Genomic DNA, 16,117 nt, shown 5'->3' with positions numbered 1-16,117 from the left:
CTCCCGGCTTCTCACCCTCCGGCCCCGAGCCACGGCCACACGGCTGTTCGGGACCCCGCCTCTGAGTCGCGCTCCCCTGGCCTCCAGGCACTCCGGGGTTCCGGGCACCCAGGGCTCCTGGGCGCTCCGGATTTCGGGCACCCAGGGCTCCTGGGCGCTCCGGGTTCCGGGCGCCCACGGTCTCCCGGGCACCACGGCCTTCCCAGCAGCGGCACCTCCGCCTCCGGGTTCCCGCGCCTCCGGGGTCCCCACCCGCAACCAGCGGCGCCAGGTAGCGGGTGGCGCAGCGTGGGCGCGGTACTGGGCGTGTCGGGCGAGGCGGCGTGTTGTTGGGTGGCGCGCCGGAGGTCGCGTGGGTGGTGCGGTCCAGGCAGCACTGCGGCACCCGGGGCGCGAGGCGCCGGGCGGCGGGGCGTGGGGTGGCGGGTTAGGTGGTGGTTATGGGGGTGGGTGGGCGTTCGCCGCCTGCCGGGCCTGGGACGCCGGCGAACCGGTAAGGGACGGGGGCGCGGCCGGGCTGGACGATCAGGATGGTGCCGGGTTCCTCGGAGTAGAAGGCCGTCTCCACCGCCGCCGCCACGTCCTCAGCGTCCAGCAGCGGGAACCCGGCCCCCAGGAACACGTCCCGCATCCCGGCCACCAAAGGCGTGTCGGTGAACCCGGGGCACACCGCCCCGATCCGCACCCCGGACGCGGCGAGCGGCTTGGCCAGCCCTCTGACCAGTCCCACCACCGCGTGCTTGGTCATCGTGTACACCGGGTCCCCGTCATAGGCGACGAGCCCGGCCAGCGACGAGGTGACCACGATCGCGCCGCCGCCTCCGCGGGTGAGGGCGGGCAGGGATTCGGCCACGCCGTACACGACGCCGTCGACGTTGACGCCGACGGCCTTGCGGTACTGGTCGGGGTCGAAGGCGGTCAGGTCCACGCCGCTGGAGATGCCGGCGTTGAGATGGACGAGGTCGAGCCGGCCGTACGCGCGCTCGGCGGTGGCGACGGCCCGCGCGGAGGTGTCGCGGTCGGTGACGTCGCCCGCCACCGCGGTGCCGTCGAGCTCTTTGGCCAGCCGTTCCGCGCCGTCCGCGTCGACGTCGACGAGCACGCAGCGGGCGCCGCCGCGGGCCAGTCGCCTGGCGACGGCCGCGCCGATCCCGCTGGCGGCTCCGGTGATCAACGCGACCGTACTCATGGGGCCTCCTGGTCGAGCATGCGGTGGGCGCGGGCGATCAGCGTGGGTACGGCGGCGCCGATGCCGTCGAAGCCCTCTCCCACGGTCTTACCCTGCCGGAACCTGGCATGGATACCCTCGACGATGACGGCCAGCTTGAAGTTGCCGAAAGCCACGTAGTAATTGATGTCCGAGATATCCCGCCCGGACACCTTGGCGTAGCACGCGGCGAACTCGGCCGCGTTCAGAAACCCCGGCGCCAGCGTCACATCCCCGGCCACGGGCACGCCGGCACGTTCCGCGTCGCCCGGATCCTGCCAGTACGTGAGCGTCAGCCCCAGATCGGCCAGTGGATCGCCGAGCGTGGACATCTCCCAGTCGACCACCGCCAGGATCTCCGGCGGATCCCGCCTGACCAGCGTGTTGTCCAGCCGGTAGTCGCCGTGCACGAGCGTGCTCTCCGATCGCGCCGGCATACGCTCGCGCAGCCGCCCCACCAGCCGGTCGTACTCGGGCAGGTCGGCCGCCTTCGACCGCTCCCACTGCTGTTCCCACCGGTTCAGCTGCCTGGCCAGGTACCCCTCGGGCCGCCCGAAGTCGCCCAGCCCCACCTGCCGGTAGTCGACGTCGTGGATGGCCGCGAGGATCTCCGCCAGCCGTTGCGACAGCCGCCGGGCCTGCTCGGGCGGCGGGTCGCCGAGCTCGGCCCTGGTGCGTACGGCTGCGCCGTCCACGTGACCCATCACGTAGAAGGGGGCCCCGATGACCTCCTCGTCGGCGCAGAAGGCGAGCGCCTCGGGCACCGGAACCGGCGTGCCGTTCAGCGCGGAGATCACCCGCCACTCGCGGCGCATGTCGTGCGCGGTCGGCAGCACGTGCCCGAGCGGCGGGCGGCGCAGCACGACCGGCCGCTCGCCGCACTCGACGCGGTAGGTGAGGTTCGACTTGCCGCCGGAGATCAGCGACGCCGACAGCGCCTCACCGGCGCCGGGCACGTGGGTGGCGATCCAGTCGGCCAGTCGGGGCCAGTCCAAGCCGGGAACGGTCATGGGACCACATTAGAACCTTGCTCTGGTCAGCGGCGCAATGAGGTCCGCGAGAATCGCGCAGCCCTTGCGGACGTCGGCCAGCGACGCGGAGCCGTACCCGATGACCAGTCCGTGCACCCTCGGCGCGCCGTGGTGGTGGCGCTCCACCGAGTCCAGGCGCACACCGCGCGCGGCGGCCTCGCGCACGATCTCCGCCACCACGTCCTCGGGCAGTTCGGCCAGGACGTGCAGGCCCGCCGTGTCGCCGTGCAGACGGCACACCGGGCCCAGGATCTCGACCACGGCGGCCCGGCGGCGCGCGTACTCCAGGCGCATCCGCCGCAGGTGCCGGTCGAGGTCGCCGTGCTCCAGCAGCGTGCCGACCGCCTGCTGCACCGGCCCGCTGGTACGGTCGCCCAGATCCTTCCTGATGCCCGCGATCCTGGCCAGAAGGTCCCGCTGCCCGACCAGCCAGCCGACGCCGACGTCCGGGGCGAGCGACTTGGACAACGTCCCCAGCAACACGACACGCGACGGATCGAGCCCGTAGAGCGCGGGCAGCGGCGCCACGTCGTAGCGGAACTCGGCGTCGTAGTCGTCCTCCACGATCATCGCGCCGGTCCGCCTGGCCCACGCCAGCAGTCGCTCCCTGCGCGGGATCGGCAGCCGCCCGCCCATCGGGTACTGATGCGCAGGAGTCGTATACAGCACACTCAGATCCCCGGGCAGCCCCTCCACGATCACGCCGTCGCTGTCCACCGGGCACGGCACCACCTCGACGCCACGCCCGGCGAAGACGTTCCGGGTGACCCGATAGCCCGGATCCTCCACTCCGGCCCGCCCGCCCCGCCCGAGCAGCGCGAGCGTGACCAGGTCCAGGCCGTTGGCGGTGCCCCTGGTGACAAGGACGTTTTCGGGCCCGACCGCCACGGCCCTGGTCCGCCTGAGGTGCGCGGCGAGCAGTTCTCGCAGGTATGGCAGGCCGTACGGGTCGGGGTCGTCGCCCGGAGGCAGATCGGCCGCCTTGCGCCACGCCCGCTTCCACGCGGCCCGGTCGAAGTCCCGCACCCAGGGCTCACCCGGCGCCAGATCGATCAGGGGCTTCGTGTCCGCCGAGACGGGCGGAGCCACAGTGGTCATGGGGGCGTCAACGGCCGGCGGAGGCGCGTACAACTGGGCCACGAACGTCCCCGACCCGTGCCGCCCGTCCAGCCATCCCTCCGCGTAAAGCTGCTGGTAGGCCTCAGTCACCACGGTACGGCTGACGCCCAGCTGCGCCGCCAGCCCCCGGCTGGACGGCAACCGCTCCCCGGGAGCCAGCGTCCCGCCCCGCATGGCCTCCCGCAGCCAGGCGGTCAATTGAGCGGCAAGCGGCTCCGCCGACTCCCGGGAAAGAGCGACAGGCAGGTCAACAAGGCTGCGCACAGGAAGTGGTCTCCATGAATCGGCATTTAGTGGCCCTAATCTACAAGTCCACTTCCTGTGCAGTATGGACCGCATGCTCTCCACCACACCCCGCACCACGCTCGGCCGCGAGAAGCACCGCGCCAGCACCGACCGCGCCGACCTGTACGAGGTGCTCGACACCGGGCTGATCTGCCACCTGGGCGTGGTGCACGACGGGCACCCGATGGTCGTCCCGACCGGCTACGGCCGCATCGACGACACCCTCTACCTCCACGGCTCCACCGGCGCCAAGTCCCTCCGCTCAGGCCAGGACACAGAAATCTGCGTGACGGTGACGCACGTGGACGGCATAGTCCTGGCGCGCTCGGTCTTCAACCACTCGTTCAACTACCGCAGCGCCATGATCTACGGCACCGCCCGCCTGGTCACCGACCCCGACGAACGCCTCGCCGGCCTCCGCGCCCTCACCGACCACCTGGCTCCCGGCCAGTGGGACTACGCCCGCCAGCCCAGCCGCAAGGAACTGGCCGCCACCTCAGTCCTGGCCCTGAGCCTCACGGAAGCCTCGGTAAAGCTCCGCACCGGCCCTCCCAGCGACGAGGACTACGACTACGCCCTCCCCATCTGGGCCGGCATCCTCCCGCTGGTCACCACCTACGGCACCCCCATCCCCGACCCCGTCCTGGACCCCACCACCCAACCCCCCACCCACATCCACTCCCGCACCTAACCGGCCCACCCACCCAACACCCGAGACCCCAAGGGCGAGACCGAGGGACCGAAGGACCAAGGAAGCGATGAGCCGAGACGCCAACAGACCAAGAGCCGAGACGCCAAGAGGCCAAGCGGTGAGACGCCAAGAGGCCAAGGCGCGTGAGGCCGAGGGGCTGAGGGGTGTGAGGCCGAGGAGCCGAGGGACCGAGGAGCCGAGGGGGCGAGGGGTGAGGCGGCGAGGAGCCGAGGGACCGAGGAGCCGAGGGGGCGAGGGGTGAGGCGGCGAGGGGTGAGGGGGCGAGAGGCCGAGGGGTGAGAGGTCGAGGGGGCGAGGGGCTGAGACGCTGGGGTAGTAGGTCAGGCCCCCGGGCTTTTCCCCGCGCCGAGACGGCGGGATGGGGGACGGTGGTGACCGGCGCGTAGTCGCGGCGGGCAGCGTGGGCCACGGGCAGTGGTCACACGTGCGGCGTTACGGCGAGAACCCCGTCCGACTGCCGGCCGGCCTCGCACGGGTGCGAGCCCGCGACGGCGGGAGGCGCCCACTTGGCTTGCCGTAACGGATGAGAGAGAAAGAGGTCAAGATCGGCGGCGAATGACGCCTTCGCGAGAGGAGCGGGTGCGGGAGGTGGTGAACATGGCGCCCAAGGCGGCCGCGGACGTGATGGCGGCAAGAGTGATGAGCGCGCGGTCCAGGGTGAACGTGGAGGTGAGGAAGAACGCCTCGCTGACCAGCATGCCCAGCCCCACGCTGATGGCGAACGCCAGCGCCCCGCTCTCCATCGCGTCACCCGTGTGGTCGCGCCGCCCCAGCAGCGGCCGGACCAGCCCCAGCACCGCCGCCCCCGGGCACAGCACCAGGAACAGGATCGTCACCACCACCCGCACGGCCGACCCCGCGGCCAGATGGCCGACGAGGACGGCGAGCCACCCGGACAGTCCCAGCAACAGCAACGACACCCGCGAGAACGTCATGATTTCTCCGGCAGCAGTTCGTAGACGTCCCCACCGGGGTTGCTCAGCACCTTCTTGAACCGCTTCGACGCCTCCACCTCCCGTTTGAGCCGGTCGATGGTGCCCTTGGGCAGAATGCCGGGCGTCTCGGTGGCGGGGCGCTGGGTGCGGTTGAGCACGAGGTAGCCCTTGGCGCCGGGCGGGAGCTTGGACATGAGGTTGATCAGCGACGGCGCCGGCTTCTTGACGAACTCGGCGAGCGTCGGCACGTAGGCGGGCAGGTTGGGGACGGCCTCGCGTGAGGGCGGTAGTTCGTCGAGCCAGCTCTGGTCGAAGCGTTCGTATTGGTCGTAGGCGCCGGGCAGGAAGAAGGTGGGCGCGACGATGAGCGAGTTGACGGGGGCGATCCGGTGGAGCTCCTTGACCAGCTCGACCTCGTCGAGGGTGAAGTAGTTGCCCTGTTCCTTGCCGTAGTTGCCGAAGAAGAAGCCGGCGACCATCAGCAGCAGGACGACGGGCAGGACGGCCAGCCGTACGAAGGCGCGCTTGCTGGGCAGGAAGACGGCGGCGGCCAGGAACGCGGTCATCGGCAGCGTGAACAGGTAGACGCGGAAGAGGATCTCGCCGCCGTAGCTGCCGGCGGCGAAGAAGGCCAGCGGCGCCAGCCCGATCATCAGCAGCGGCAGGCCGGGACGGCGCAGCCACTGGCGGCGCAGGATGGCGCCGCCGATGGCCAGCAGCCACAGGCCGACGGACAGGGCGCGGTCGGCGTAGGCGACGATCACCTGGCCGGGGGCGACGTCACCGAGGGCCACGAGCCCGGCGTCGAGGTTGCCGCCGGCGTCGCCGAGCGAGCCGACGATGAAGTTGATCTTGCTTTCGAGCACCTGCCAGGCGATGCCCACGGCCCAGCCGGCGGCCAACGTCGCGCTCACCATGAGGATGCCGAAGTTGCGGTAACGCCGCAGGATGAACAGCAGGCCGAGCGTGGCCACCAGCATGAGCGGCGTGAGCTGGTGGGAGGAGGCGATCGCGGCGATCGGGACGACCAGCAGCAGCGTCCAGGTGAGCCGCGCGTACGTCGTCGTCATGGGCGGCGGCTCGGCGGCCAGCCCGTGGGGATCGTCTCCGGCCCTGATGGGCCCGCGTCTGAACCTCCGCACGACCACGGCCAGCACGATGAGGTAGAGCACCAGCGTGGTGGCCTGCGGCGAGAAGTAGTCCTGCCCGACCCACGAGCAGGAGAAGTACACCCAGATGCCGCCCCAGATGAGCTGCCTGTTGCGGGTCACGGTCCTGAACAGCAGCAGCAACGGAAGCAGCGTGGCCACGTTGAAGACCAGCGGGCCCCACTTGGCGATGTCGAGCGCGTTCTCCAGCCCCGCCGCCTCGGTCATCAGGGCGAAGAAGGAGAAGAACCCCGGCCACTGGTGGTAGGCCGACAGCGAGCCCGCGGCGGGGTCGGTGGCGCCGTGCCTGATCAGGTAGTCGATGACCGAGACGTGCTTCCACGCCCACGGGTAGCGCAGCGTGGGATAGAGCAGGCTGGGCGTGGCGTGCAGGACCGCGATGAGGATGAGCGCGTATCCGGCGTGCCACAGCTCCAGCGCGTGCCGGTCGTTGAGCAGCGCCACGAACCCGACGATCATGACCACGATCGCGATCCAGAACGTCGCCGGCAGGACCGTGAGCAGTCCGAGGTCGGTCATCTGGTCGAGCTTGACCCGGCGCAGCGACAGCCCCCACAGGATGGTGGAGACCGGCAGCGCGGTGCGGGCCACGAACCAGGTCAGGTTCCCCGCGGCGGGGATCTGGTCGGCGCGCGTGGAGTCCATGCGGCCGCTCATGTAGCCGATGACGGTGGCGAGCATCGCCAGCAGCCGGGTGATCAGCGCCTGCCCCGGCCGGACGTTGCCGGGCCCGGTGACGGTGATCGCCTGGAAGGTCGTGCGCGGCAGCGAGGACTTCAGCTGCGCCAGGTGCGCGCTGAGCGCCCGCCGCCCCCGCCCGCGGTGGGGGACCGCCGCCAGCGACTTGCCCTCGGCGACACAGCGGGAGATCACGTACGCCCGCGTGGCCCGCCTGGCCGAGATGCCCGCCCGCAGGTGCGCGGAGGGTTCGAAGTGGACCCGGCCGTTGGGGTTGCGCTCCTTGAGCAGGTGGAACAGCTCGGCCTTCACGCCTCCGGGCGGCTCGGCGAGCACGTCGCCCGCCTGGTGGTCGAGGTCGGCGGGGAAGCCGCCCGCCTCGGTCAGCGCGGCGCGGCGGAAGGCCACCCCGGCGCCGTAGATGTCGTCGATCGGCCCGGCCTCGTCGGGCGAGCCGGTGCACGAGGCGCCCATGATCCAGGCGAGCTCCTCGGGGAACCACCTCGGCCGCCCCGCCACCCACCGCAGCGTCAGGTTGCTCCGCACGGCCAGCACCCGCCGGTCGTCGAAGGACCGCATCAGGCAGGTGGACCAGTCGGGCTCGGCGGCCGTCTCGTCGTCGTGGAAGGCGACGACGTCGCCGGTCGCGACCGTCAGGCCCAGGTTGCGGGCGGCGGCCACGCCGCGCTGCCCCTCGTTGTGCAGCACCACGACGTCGTCCAGCCCGCCGCGGGCCAGGTCGGCCAGCTCGGGGCAGTGGTCGACGACCACGATGATCTGCTCGGGCGGCTCAAGCTGGGCGCGCAGGGAGGCGAGCGTGACGCGTAGCTGGTGCCAGGCGCCGACCTCGCCGGTGACGACGACCACCGAGAGCGTGGGCACCGCCTTCTCGTCGATCGGGGGCGGCGGCGCGGCCGGGATCTTCGGGATCGGGCGGGTGCTGGTGGCGTCGTCCTCGTCCTCATCCGGCTCCGGTGGGAGCAGCTTGCGCGCGTCCCAGACCAGCACGCCGGTGGGCGCGTCGTCCTCGTCGTCGGCGCGCGGCCTGGGCAGCCGGGCCACCTTCGTCGTGTCGTCGTCAGCTAAGGCCGCCTTGTCGGCGGCGGGCCGCTTCAGCTGACGTGTCGTCTCGTCATCGAGCGCCTCGTCGGCTTGCCTGCCCTCCACCGTGTGTACCTTTCCCGACCCAGAGCTGAACGACGGCTACCCGTGACTTTACTCGGTCCGGAATCGCCTGATCACCGTCTCGTTCAGAGTGTTCCGAACAGTTCGGAACGTTGTTCGATCTTGGCAGCGGGCGGCCGGGTGGGCGAGCTTCTGGGTGGTCCTTAAAACCTGCCCGACGGAGGTCGCCCGATGCGCATCCCACGTCCGTGTCCGCTCCGAGGCGGTCAGGAAGCACGAAGCCGGAAACAGGGGCATCGGCTTCGGCTCCGGCCGAGGCGGGAGCCGCGCGGCAACGTTCTACGCGGAGCCGACATCTGCTGCTGACCGGCCGATCGAGCATCCCCCCTGCCTCCCTTCCCTCGTCAGGGCAGGGGGGATGACCCGAGTAAAGATCATTTGTTAGCATGACCGCCCGAGCCGGGAGTGGGCTCCGAGCGGAAGAAGCAGCGTTGGACGAGGACGGTCCCCCCGACCCGGCGCAAGCCACCACCGGCGCCGAGTACGTCGCCGCGCTGGCCCGATTACGCCGCTGGAGCGGCCTCACCTACCGGCGGCTGGCGAGCGCGTCGGGCGGCGCGCTGCCGGTGAGCACGGTGGCGGGCGTCTTGGGCAGGACCACCCTGCCCAGGGAGGACTTCGTGGCCGCCTTCACCGCCGCCTGCGGCCTGGACGAGGCGGAGACCGACCGCTGGATCCGCGCCAGAAGAAACCTGGCAGCCGGCACCGTAGAGCAGGCCGGCACAGGCGAGCAGACCGGCACAAGCGGCCAGAACGGCACTGGCGAACAGGCCGGTACAAGCGAGATCGGGCCTGACCCAGGGACGCCGGTGCGCCCGTCGCCGGATCCGGCCGAACCTGCCCCGCCGCGCAGGTCCCTGGCCCGCCGGTGGTGGCCGGCGATCGCGGTGGCCGCAGGGCTCGCGGTCGCGCTCCTGTTCGCCCCCACGCTCATCAGAGGCGTGGGCGACATGCTGGAAGGCCGCGCCGCGGCCAGCCAGACCGCCACGGCGCAGGCCCCGCAGGACGGCTGGTACCAGATCGTCCCCGCGCACGTCGCCGACCGCGGCCTGTGCGTGAGCGAGGGCCGCGAGCGCTCGGGCCGGACCAACCGCCCGCTGGCCGTCCAGGTCTCCTGCTCGGCCGAGGGTCCCGGCATCTACCTCAAAGCCCTCGGCCCCGGCGTCTACGAGATCCAGTGGCATCACCCCAAGGAGGGCGTCGGCTGCCTGAGCGTGGACGGCGCCTACCTCGGCGACGAGGCCCTGCTCGCTCCCAGCGAGTGCATCTCCGCCGCCCACCAGCGTTTCCTGCTGGAGCGCGACCGCACCGGGTTCAGGCTGCGTCCCGTCCACAGCGGCAAATGCCTCGGCGCCCTGTACGGCGAAGCCGACATCCACCCCGGCGCCGAGATAGCCCAGCTCGCCTGCTCCGGCAAACGCGACCAGATCTTCCGCTTCGTACCCGTGGACCGCCCGTCCTGGGTGAAGACTGGCTAGGACCCAGGCTGGGTGACGGCGGCGGGCAGGCTCTGCCGTACGTAGGCCGCCTTCCCCGCCTGCCCGAACTCGGCCAGCGTGCCAGGACCGGTGAGCGTGAAGTCGCAGCCGTCGGCGTCCACGGCGTTCCACTGGACGACCGCCTTGATGTTGGGCAGGTCTTCCAGCACGTCGGGCACGTCGGCGTACCAGCGCCCGCGGGCCCGGTCGTCGCGCACGTTGTGCTCGCTGCCGTACTCGCTCAGGATGAACGGCTTCTTGCCGAACCCGTTGCTCACGAACCAGTCGTAGGTGGGCTTGATCGTCGTCTTGAAGTCCTGCCATTCGGCGTTGCGGCAGCGGGCGAAGTTGTAGGGGTCGTAGCTGACCCAGTCGACGTAGGCGTCACCCGGGTAGAACGGCTTCCAGCGGTGCCGGAACGGGTAGTAGCCGGTGACGCCCCACACCCAGGCCACGTTGGTGACGCCGAGGGTGCGGAAGCGGTCGACGATGTGCCGGTAGGCGGCCACGTAGTCGGCCGGGGTTCCGGCGTCCTTGCGCATCTCCATCTCGCCGTCGAAGCCCAGCAGGACGGGCTTGCCGTACTCCTTGATGCGCCGCGCCTGGGGGTCGATGACGCTGTGGTCGGCCTCGCCGCGGGCGATGCTGGCCCAGGGGATGTTGTCCGAGGTGTTCCAGCGTTCGGACTCCCAGCCGAGCAGCAGGAGCCGGTCGCGGCCGATCTGGGGCTCGTCGTCGCGCAGCATCTGGCCGTTGGGCGTCTCGGACATGTCGTGGTAGGCGAACACGACGTCGAACTTCCTGCCGACCTGGCGTTCCAGCGTGGTGACCGAGCTGAGCAGGCCGCCGCTGGCCGGCGGGGTGTAGATGCCCCACCAGGCGCCGCAGGCGGGGCCCTGCTTGAGCGTGGCGGGGGAGCCGCACGGGCGGCCGCCGACGGCGCCCGCGTCGGGGGCGGAGGAGGACGTGACGTACACGACGGTCCCGGTGGCGAGGACGGCGAGGCCGACGACCAGACTCCACAGGACCCGGCGGCTCTTGCGGGGCACGGCGTGCTTTCCCGCCGATTCCTGAGGCATGGGGGCTCCGTACGGATGATGCGTGAATCGGCCTCCAGTGTAGGGAGGCCGCCTTCAATCGGCTGTACTGACGGCGGGCCGTACCGGCGCGGCGAGGGTGCGGAGCACGGGCAGCGCGCGGGCCGCCTGGAGCGGGTCGACGGGCAGCACGTGGCGGGTCCACCAGGAGGCCACCTCGGGGGTGGGGCCGGGCTCGGTGAGCGGCGCGCCGAAGTCCTCGTCCAGCGGCGGCGTGTAGAGCGCGGTGGTGATCACGCCGCGCCGTTCCAGCGCGCGGATCGCCTCGTCACGCTCCTCGACCAGCAGCGGTACGCGGAAGAGCGGCTGGTCGGCCAGTTCCCGCACCGGCGGGGCGGTCACCGGCAGCCCGGCCAGCAGCCTGACGCCCGCCACGCGCCGGGCCCGCTCGCGCTCGGCGGTGCGCTGGCGGGCGGCGGCGAACCGGCGCTGCACGGCGCCGTGGGCGTTGCGGTAGCCGCCGGAGCCGACGGACATCCAGCGGTCGAAGGCGGGCAGGTCCTCGTGGCCCACGGCGGCCAGGTCGCGGGCGCGCGAGTCGTCGCTGACGTAGGTGGCCTCGATGCCGAGCGCGCGGGCCAGCCGCCAGGCCGGGGTGCTCAGGCGCAGCGCGTAGACGACGTCGCGCAGCAGGGGGGCGACGACGGTGCGCAGCTCACCGGCGGTGGAGGGGGCGAGCAGCAGCCGGTCGCGCATGGCCGCGGCCCGCCGGGCGGCCTCGGCCTCGCGCAACAGCAGGACGCCGCCGGAGCCCGCCCGCGCGTGCTTGGACAGGCTGAAGGCCGCCGCCGCGCCGAACGTGCCCACGTGCCGCTCGCCGAGCCGGGTCTGGAAGGCGTGGGCGCAGTCCTCGACCAGGACCACGCCTCTGGCCGCGCACTCGGCGGCCAGGCGGTCGATCCGGCCCGGCAGGCCGTACATGTGCGTGGCGACGACCGCGCCGATCCCGGTCCAGTCGACGCGCTCGACGTCGATGGTCGCGTCGTCCGGCGAGACGGGCGCCATGACCGGCCGCAACCCGGCGGCGACCGCCGCGAAGAGCACGGTCTCGCAGTTGACCGGGGACATCAGCACCCGCTGCCCGCGCTCCACGAGAGCGCGGAACGCGAGGTAGAGCCCGAGCCTGGCGGAGGGCAGGTACACGCCGTGCAGACCGGTCCGCTGAACCAGCGGCGCGATCAGGACATCGTCCCGTTTTCCCTGGTTCTTCGGCACTCCTGGAACGATACGCTGTAACTTCAGCGATCGCAGGTCTTGTCTCCCAAGGCGGTCTATCCATGGAGTCTGGCACGTGGCCCGAAGTGGGCGTCGTGGTGTGTACGCGCGGTGACCGGCCGGAGATGATCAGAGACACACTCAAGGGCATCACCTCCCAGGACTACCCGGGCCAGGTCACCACCGTCGTCGTGTTCGACGGCGGCGACCCCGATCCCGAGCTCGCCTCCGACGACCCGGCCCGCCCGGTCCGGCTGGTCAGGAACGAGCGCTCGCGCGGCCTGCCCGCCGCCCGCAACAGCGGCATCCTGGCCCACGCCGAGAGCGTCGAGTGGGTCGCCTTCTGCGACGACGACGACACCTGGCTGCCCACGAAGATCACCGCGCAGGTCCGCGCGGTCCAGAAGCACCCCGACGCCGTCTTCGCCACCTGCGGCTCGCTCATCGTCCACGAGGACTGGACCCGCCACATCCACCTGGAGAAGGAGCGGGTCCCCTTCGCCGACCTGCTCGACGGGCGCCAGCCCGCCATGCACCCCTCCGGCTTCCTGGCCCGCCGCTCCGCCCTGACCGGCGACGCCGTCGGCCTGTTCTCCGAGACGATCCCCAGCGGCTACGGCGAGGACTACGAGATGCTCCTGCGCGCCGCCAGGTGCGCGCCCATCGTGCACGTGCCGGAGGAGCACCTCCACGTCCGCATGCACGCCCAGTCGCACTTCGCCGGACGCTGGGACGTCATCGCCGAGGCCCTGCAGTGGCTGCTGGAGCGCTACCCGGAGATCCGCACCTCCCGCAAGGGCTACTCCCGCCTGGCCGGGCAGGTGGCCTTCACCCGCGTCGCGGTGGGCCGCCGCGCCGAAGCGCTGCGCTGGTCGATGCGGGCCTTCACCACCGACCCGCGCGAGATCAGGTCGTACGGCGTGGCCGCCATCGCCCTGCTACGCCTGAGCCCCACCTGGGTCGTCCGGCGGATGGAGGCGCGCGGCCTGGGCGCGCCCTGAGGCGACCCGCCACAACCCCGGCAGCACCGCCAGCGCCGTGATCGTCTGGCTGGCCAGGATCGCCAGGCCCACCCCGGTGATCCCGTAGAGCGGCAGGAGCAGTTGCGCCCCGCCGATCGCCATCACGGCCATCCCGAACTGCACGAACACGATCATCCCCGCCCGCCGCAGCGCCCGCAGCGCGCCCAGGTAGAGCTCGACCACGGCACGCGGCAGGGCAGCCAGCGCGATCAGCCGCATGAGGTCGGTGGCGTGCTGCGCGTACCCATCGCCGAACAGCAGCAGCGCCACCGGCGCCAGCAGCGTCGCCGCGACGACCAGCGGCGTCAGGATGAGGAACGTGCGCCGCAGCGCCCGGCGGCAGTTGTCGGCCAGCGTCGCCTTGTCGAAGGCGCCCTCCACGGTCAGCGAGGAGGCCATGGTGTAGCTGAGCATCTCCAGCATGGCGCCGAGGGTGATGGTCAGCCCGTAGTAGGCGTTCATCTCCTTGGAGACCTGGGCCGCGACCAGCACGGGCACGCCGTAGTTGAACAGCAGCGTGAAGATCGAGCCGGCGTAGTCGCCGGCCAGGAAGCGGCCGATCTGGCGCGGCGGCGGCAGCTTCTTGTCCGCGGTGAGCCGGGCGTGCTGGGGGATCAGCTTGCGGAAGACGGCCGTGTTGAGGCACAGGGAGACGACCAGGCCGGGAGCGATCCAGGCCAGGAAGACCGCCCAGGAGACCGAGACGCCGGCCGAGTTCCCCAGCAGCACGGCGCACACGGCCAGGACGCCGAAGCGGACCACCCAGAAGATCAGGTTCGCCACCGGCACCCAGGGCGCCTTGCGCAGGCCGGTCAGCACCACGTCCTGCAGCGTGCAGACGCTCCAGACGATCACCATGACCGTGAAGACCAGCCCGGCGGTCCAGCCGGACAGCAGGCTGTAGGTCTCGCCCCAGCTGGACAGCGTGAGCAGGAAGATCGCGCAGCCGGCTATGGCCAGGCCGGTGGCGGCGCCGTAGACCGTGCCGACGAAGCGGGCGGTGCGCAGGCCGGCCTCGGGGACGAAGCGGGCGACCGTACCGACGAAGCCGAAGGAGGTGATCGCGGCCAGGAACCTCATCGCGGCCAGGATGGCCATGCCGACGCCGACGTCCTTCTCGTCGAAGACGCGCGCCGTCACGGTCCAGTAGGCCAGCCCGATGACGGCGCCCGCGCCGGCGTTGAGCATGAGGGAGTAGGCGCTGCGCAGCAGCGGGTCGTCGAGGTCGGCGGGCAGGAACCTCTTCAGGCCGCGCTCAGTCACCGGGGGACACCTGCCGCATCGCGTAACGCGCGCGGCGGACGATCGCGTAGCCCTTGGTCAGCGTGCGTTCCCTCAGGTAGATGAGCGGCACGCCGCGGCCTTCTACGGCGCGGCGGAAGCGGTCCATGCTGGTGCGCCTGGCCACGGTCAGCCGCGGCACGGCCAGCACGTCGTGCCGGTCGGCGGCGATGGCGTTGCTGACCGCGCAGGCGGCGAAGTATCCGGCCTTGCGCACCTCGCGGCGCACCCGCGCGCTGGAGTAGCCGTAGGGGTATGCCATGGTCACGACGGGCGTGCCCACCTTGTCCTCCAGCAGGCCCTTGTTCCTGCGCAGCTCCTGGCGGAGCTCGGCGTCGGTCAGCTGGTCGAGCTGGGGATGGCTGTGGCTGTGCCCGCCGATCTCGATGCCGCTGGCGGCGGCCTCGCGGGCCTGGCCCCAGGTGAGCATGTCGTCCAGCGGGCGGCCCGCCGCGTCCTTGCCGGCGTCGGCCAGCCAGCCGCTGGTGACGAAGATCGTGGCGGGCATCCGGCGGCGCTCCAGGACGGGCAGCGCGTGGGAGTGGAAGTCGGCGTACCCGTCGTCGAAGGTGATCACGACCGCCTTCTGGGGCACCTGGTTGTGGTTGAGCGCCGCGACGAGGTCGGCGAAGGTCATCGGCGTGTACCCGCCGTCGGCCAGGTACGCCACCTGCTCGGCGAAGTCACCGGGTCGTACGGCCAGCGGCCTGGTCGCCTCGTTGGGCCGGTCGGTGACGGAGTGGTACATCAGGATCGGCACCCGGATCATCGCAGCCTCCAGGAGCCGACGGCATAGCCCCACGCGGTCCAGGCCAGCCCGATGACGATCGCCCCGGCCCGGCCGAGCCCGCCCGGGTCGCCGCGCAGCGCCTCGCCCAGGCCGCGCAGAGCGCCCTTGGGCAGCGCCTTGAGCGCGTGGGCGCGCTCGCTGGACAGGCCGTCCTGCGTGCCCACCTCGCGGGTGACCAGCGCCTTGGACAGCCCTTCCGCGTAACAGCGGGAGCGGAAGTAGGAGAACGTCTCGCGCTGCTTGGGCACCTTGTGGCCGATCAGCGCCCGCGGCTCGAACAACATGACCGACCCGGGCCTGCGCTGGGTCAGCCGGATGCAGAACTCGGTCTCCTCACAGCCCAGCGGCCGGCTCTTGCGCCCCTGGACGCTGCGGCCGATGCCGCTGTGGAAGCCGCCGACTCCGGTGACGGCCTCGCGTAAGAAGGCGGCGTTGCCGCCCATGACGTTGCGGACCGGAGCCCGGACCGCCGGCATGCCGCGATAGCTGCAGCCGACGGTCCAGTCGAACTCGTGCGGGAACCACCGCGGACGCCGCTGCGACGCCCACAGCGGATCGGTACGCCCGCCGACGCCGACCACCCCTGGTTCCTGGAAGCCCTCCTCCAAAGCCTCCAGCCAGCCGGGATCGGCCACCGCGTCGTCGTCGAGATAGGCGACGACATCGCCACTGGCGACACCGGCACCGGTGTTCTTGCCGCCCGACAGGCCCTGCTCGTGGGAGTTCTCCACGACGACGGCCTTCGGGTAGGCCCGGGTGAGCTTGAGGTGCAGGCCGGGGTTGTGGTCGACGACGAGGATCAGCTCGTGTGCCTTGCGGCGCTGGTTCTCGATCGACTCCACTGCCTGCCTGATGTCCTCCCAGCGCTCCTCGGTGTAGACGCAGATGACGACGGATGTAAGCACGGGTGGGC

13 protein-coding genes are annotated in these 16,117 nt (G+C 71.7%); 3 read left to right on the top strand and 10 right to left on the bottom strand.

The window, feature by feature from the left end; all coding sequences use genetic code 11:
• Window positions 1-427 precede the first annotated feature (427 nt).
• The 3 genes from HNR40_RS10125 to pdxR are packed head-to-tail and all read right to left on the bottom strand — an operon-like array spanning window position 428 to window position 3,621.
• A complete protein-coding gene (locus HNR40_RS10125) occupies window positions 428-1,189 on the bottom strand; it encodes an SDR family oxidoreductase (protein WP_184960048.1) in 762 nt (253 codons plus the stop codon).
• A complete protein-coding gene (locus tag HNR40_RS10120) occupies window positions 1,186-2,217 on the bottom strand; it encodes a phosphotransferase family protein (RefSeq protein ID WP_184960046.1) in 1,032 nt (343 codons plus the stop codon). Before HNR40_RS10120 ends, HNR40_RS10125 begins: the two co-directional genes overlap by 4 nt.
• A 9-nt stretch (window positions 2,218-2,226) precedes the next feature.
• A complete protein-coding gene (gene pdxR, locus HNR40_RS10115; RefSeq protein WP_312896266.1) occupies window positions 2,227-3,621 on the bottom strand; it encodes a MocR-like pyridoxine biosynthesis transcription factor PdxR in 1,395 nt (464 codons plus the stop codon).
• Between the two features lie 73 nt (window positions 3,622-3,694).
• On the opposite strand from pdxR, the gene HNR40_RS10110 reads away from it, so the two are divergent.
• Complete coding sequence (locus tag HNR40_RS10110) at window positions 3,695-4,333, top strand: pyridoxamine 5'-phosphate oxidase family protein (protein WP_184960042.1); 639 nt, start codon at window positions 3,695-3,697, stop codon at window positions 4,331-4,333.
• Window positions 4,334-4,893: 560 nt separating this feature from the next.
• On the opposite strand, the gene HNR40_RS10105 is transcribed toward HNR40_RS10110, so the two are convergent.
• Together HNR40_RS10105 and HNR40_RS10100 are read right to left on the bottom strand one after the other, a co-directional pair.
• Window positions 4,894-5,289 carry a hypothetical protein gene (locus HNR40_RS10105; RefSeq protein WP_184960040.1) on the bottom strand — a complete coding sequence of 132 codons (396 nt, stop codon included), beginning with the start codon at window positions 5,287-5,289 and terminating at the stop codon, window positions 4,894-4,896.
• A complete protein-coding gene (locus HNR40_RS10100; protein ID WP_184960038.1) occupies window positions 5,286-8,303 on the bottom strand; it encodes a glycosyltransferase family 2 protein in 3,018 nt (1,005 codons plus the stop codon). Before HNR40_RS10100 ends, HNR40_RS10105 begins: the two co-directional genes overlap by 4 nt.
• Window positions 8,304-8,752: 449 nt before the next feature.
• Between HNR40_RS10100 and HNR40_RS10095 the strand changes: the two genes are divergently transcribed.
• Window positions 8,753-9,799: an XRE family transcriptional regulator gene (locus tag HNR40_RS10095; RefSeq protein ID WP_184960036.1), complete on the top strand. Its 1,047-nt coding sequence runs from the start codon at window positions 8,753-8,755 to the stop codon at window positions 9,797-9,799.
• Here HNR40_RS10095 and HNR40_RS10090 read toward each other — a convergent pair.
• Window positions 9,796-10,878 carry a glycoside hydrolase family 26 protein gene (locus tag HNR40_RS10090; RefSeq protein WP_184960034.1) on the bottom strand — a complete coding sequence of 361 codons (1,083 nt, stop codon included), beginning with the start codon at window positions 10,876-10,878 and terminating at the stop codon, window positions 9,796-9,798. The genes HNR40_RS10095 and HNR40_RS10090 overlap by 4 nt on opposite strands.
• Before the next feature lie 54 nt (window positions 10,879-10,932).
• Window positions 10,933-12,111, bottom strand: coding sequence for a DegT/DnrJ/EryC1/StrS family aminotransferase (locus tag HNR40_RS10085; RefSeq protein WP_184960032.1), 1,179 nt, complete (start codon window positions 12,109-12,111; stop codon window positions 10,933-10,935).
• 62 nt (window positions 12,112-12,173) lie between these two features.
• On the opposite strand from HNR40_RS10085, the gene HNR40_RS10080 reads away from it, so the two are divergent.
• The gene (locus tag HNR40_RS10080; RefSeq protein ID WP_184960030.1) at window positions 12,174-13,112 is read left to right on the top strand and encodes a glycosyltransferase family 2 protein; all 939 of its coding nucleotides are present in this window, start codon (window positions 12,174-12,176) and stop codon (window positions 13,110-13,112) included.
• Here HNR40_RS10080 and HNR40_RS10075 read toward each other — a convergent pair.
• The 3 genes from HNR40_RS10075 to HNR40_RS10065 are packed head-to-tail and all read right to left on the bottom strand — an operon-like array spanning window position 13,050 to window position 16,109.
• Window positions 13,050-14,396 carry a lipopolysaccharide biosynthesis protein gene (locus HNR40_RS10075; RefSeq protein ID WP_184960028.1) on the bottom strand — a complete coding sequence of 449 codons (1,347 nt, stop codon included), beginning with the start codon at window positions 14,394-14,396 and terminating at the stop codon, window positions 13,050-13,052. The two genes, HNR40_RS10080 and HNR40_RS10075, sit on opposite strands and share 63 nt — an antisense overlap.
• A complete protein-coding gene (locus HNR40_RS10070; protein WP_184960026.1) occupies window positions 14,389-15,183 on the bottom strand; it encodes a polysaccharide deacetylase family protein in 795 nt (264 codons plus the stop codon). The genes HNR40_RS10075 and HNR40_RS10070 overlap by 8 nt, the downstream gene beginning before the upstream one ends.
• The gene (locus tag HNR40_RS10065; RefSeq protein WP_184960025.1) at window positions 15,180-16,109 is read right to left on the bottom strand and encodes a glycosyltransferase family 2 protein; all 930 of its coding nucleotides are present in this window, start codon (window positions 16,107-16,109) and stop codon (window positions 15,180-15,182) included. Before HNR40_RS10065 ends, HNR40_RS10070 begins: the two co-directional genes overlap by 4 nt.
• Window positions 16,110-16,117: the final 8 nt, after the last annotated feature.

Origin of the sequence: Nonomuraea endophytica (assembly GCF_014203235.1) — a bacterium.
Classification (GTDB): Bacteria; Actinomycetota; Actinomycetes; order Streptosporangiales; family Streptosporangiaceae; genus Nonomuraea; species Nonomuraea endophytica.
Note: the sequence above shows the minus strand (reverse complement) of the source record. Positions and strands in the feature narration are given on the sequence as shown.

Bases quoted from the DNA above. Each gene is read 5' to 3' on its own strand.
- HNR40_RS10090 (WP_184960034.1), bottom strand. From the start codon at position 10,878: ATGCCTCAGGAATCGGCGGGAAAGCACGCCGTGCCCCGCAAGAGCCGC.
- HNR40_RS10120 (WP_184960046.1), bottom strand. From the start codon at position 2,217: ATGACCGTTCCCGGCTTGGACTGGCCCCGACTGGCCGACTGGATCGCC.
- HNR40_RS10105 (WP_184960040.1), bottom strand. From the start codon at position 5,289: ATGACGTTCTCGCGGGTGTCGTTGCTGTTGCTGGGACTGTCCGGGTGG.
- HNR40_RS10110 (WP_184960042.1), top strand. From the start codon at position 3,695: ATGCTCTCCACCACACCCCGCACCACGCTCGGCCGCGAGAAGCACCGC.
- HNR40_RS10080 (WP_184960030.1), top strand. From the start codon at position 12,174: ATGGAGTCTGGCACGTGGCCCGAAGTGGGCGTCGTGGTGTGTACGCGC.
- HNR40_RS10125 (WP_184960048.1), bottom strand. From the start codon at position 1,189: ATGAGTACGGTCGCGTTGATCACCGGAGCCGCCAGCGGGATCGGCGCG.
- HNR40_RS10070 (WP_184960026.1), bottom strand. From the start codon at position 15,183: ATGATCCGGGTGCCGATCCTGATGTACCACTCCGTCACCGACCGGCCC.